A 2,208-nucleotide genomic window follows, 5' to 3' on the forward strand; every position below is an offset into this window, starting at 1 on the left:
ATTACTTCTGTGGTGGTCTCATTCACTGTTGCTTCAGGCAACTAATAGTATACAATTATGAAACTGATCGAATCTCGACTGGTAGAACTTTTTAATAACAAGACTAAATTAACGATATCAAACTATCAATTGGGATAAAATCGATGTAGGATAAATGAAAACAGATCTTAGTGGAGTAGCGTTGAGTCAGTTGTTAATTTTATGATTCGATGATTTTTATAAAAAAAATAATCTTTTTTCAGAGCAAAGTCATAGCTCTGGCTGACCTTGCCAGGAGCATATAGGCTTAGTTCAAACAACACTTTTAGAGGGACAAATAACAGTAATAACCAAGCTAAAGACGGGTAAAACAACTTAGTGTTAGCTTGTGCATCAGTTAATAAACCATGTCAATTTATGTATTTGTTAGCATCTGTGATGGTTGGTCAAATAATCTACTAGAACCACCCTGTTACCCCTCATTGCTTTTTTGTCAGTGCTGAAGTTGGCGCTGATATCTTTAACTCCGAATTATACCTACCTTGAGTCAGCAAAATAGTAGACTCAATCGGTTCGTTCTTTGTTTCCCCAGTTTAATATAAAAACCCTATAATTCAAGAGGCATCATGGTGTTGTCGGTTAGTGAGCGGACTTTTACTCAAGAAGTTTTAGAATCTCCAGTTCCTGTGCTAGTTAACTTTGAGGCTCCTTGGTGTGGCTTGTGTCGCATCATCCAGCCTTTACTATTGCAATTTAATGCACAATGTGGTGATCAAATTAAGTTAGTAGCCATTAATGCCGACCAAAACTTTAAACTATCTACCACTTATCGTCTCAAGTCACTACCAACACTACTTTTAATTGAAAATGGTATCGTTCGCAAGCGCCTAGAAAGTTTTCGTAACAGAGAAGATTTACTTTTAGCCTTGGAGGAAATGAAACTGACCTATACCAATACCCCTAAATCCTACATCATCCCAACAACAGCAGAGCTAGAGTGTCGATCAGCTTAAAGTAGGGCAGAGGAGCAGAGGGCATAGGGCATAGGGCATGGAGAGCAGGGGAAGCAGGGGAAGAATTTAATGAATTTCCCAATGCCCCATGCCCCATGCACCATGCCCCATGCCCCATGCCCCATGCCCAAATCTAAAACCATGCTTAACTACCCCACGTTATTCTCTTCCGGTGGGGTATTTTATGCTAAAGGGTGTGTGTCACAATTGTTAACAGTTTCGACAAGTTAGTCAACAAATTTAAAAGTAGGCGTCTGTGATGGAAGTGATCTATCAGTATGCCTGGCTGATTCCGGTTTTACCCCTTCTGGGAGCAATGCTGGTCGGTCTAGGGTTAATATCGTTGAATCAGGTGACAAATCGTTGGCGGCAGCCTAATGCGGCATTGATTATCTCTTTCATGGGAGCGTCAATGGGGCTGTCGTTTGCCTTGCTATGGAGTCAAATACAAGGACATGCCCCTTACACCCGCACCATAGAATGGGCAGCAGCAGGCAATTTTCACCTGAGCATGGGCTACACTGTTGACCACCTAACAGCCCTAATGTTGGTAATTGTGACGACGGTAGCCTTTCTTGTTATGGTCTATACGGACGGCTACATGGCTCACGACCCAAGCTATGTAAGGTTTTACGCCTATCTCAGCTTGTTTGGTTCGTCAATGTTGGGTTTGGTGGTCAGCCCGAATCTCGTACAAATTTATATTTTCTGGGAACTGGTTGGGATGTGTTCGTACCTGCTAGTCGGCTTCTGGTACGATCGCACCTCGGCAGCGGATGCAGCACAAAAAGCATTTGTGACCAACCGAGTAGGCGACTTTGGTTTACTGTTGGGCATTTTGGGGCTATTTTGGGCGACAGGAAGCTTTGACTTTCATGTCATGGGCGATCGCCTTGGAGAACTTGTGCAAACAGGTTCAATTAGCAACATTCTTGCAGTCCTGTTTGCAATTCTCGTCTTTTTAGGCCCAGTTGCTAAATCAGCCCAATTCCCTCTCCATGTCTGGTTACCAGATGCGATGGAAGGTCCCACCCCCATTTCTGCCCTAATCCATGCAGCAACAATGGTGGCAGCAGGCGTCTTCCTGATTGCTCGCATGTACCCAGTCTTTGAACATGTCCCAGCAGCAATGAACGTGATTGCCTTTACTGGGGCATTCACTGCCTTTTTAGGTGCAAGCATTGCAATTACTCAAAATGACATCAAAAAGGGTTTA

At 43.3% G+C, this 2,208-nt stretch carries 2 protein-coding genes; both read left to right on the forward strand.

Annotated elements, in window-relative coordinates; translation table 11 throughout:
• Nucleotides 1-605 precede the first annotated feature (605 nt).
• Nucleotides 606-992 (forward strand): thioredoxin family protein, encoded by a 387-nt coding sequence (locus G4P69_RS37160; protein ID WP_208354874.1) that lies wholly within the window; start codon nucleotides 606-608, stop codon nucleotides 990-992.
• Between the two features lie 259 nt (nucleotides 993-1,251).
• On the forward strand, nucleotides 1,252-2,208 hold a 957-nt coding region (locus G4P69_RS37165), incomplete at its 3' end, for a proton-conducting transporter transmembrane domain-containing protein (RefSeq protein WP_279606330.1).

It is taken from the genome of Aetokthonos hydrillicola CCALA 1050 (assembly GCF_017591665.1).
Taxonomy (GTDB): domain Bacteria; phylum Cyanobacteriota; class Cyanobacteriia; order Cyanobacteriales; family Nostocaceae; genus Aetokthonos; species Aetokthonos hydrillicola.

Excerpts from the sequence above, each read along its gene's own strand:
- G4P69_RS37160 (WP_208354874.1), top strand. The coding sequence starts at position 606 with ATGGTGTTGTCGGTTAGTGAGCGGACTTTTACTCAAGAAGTTTTAGAA.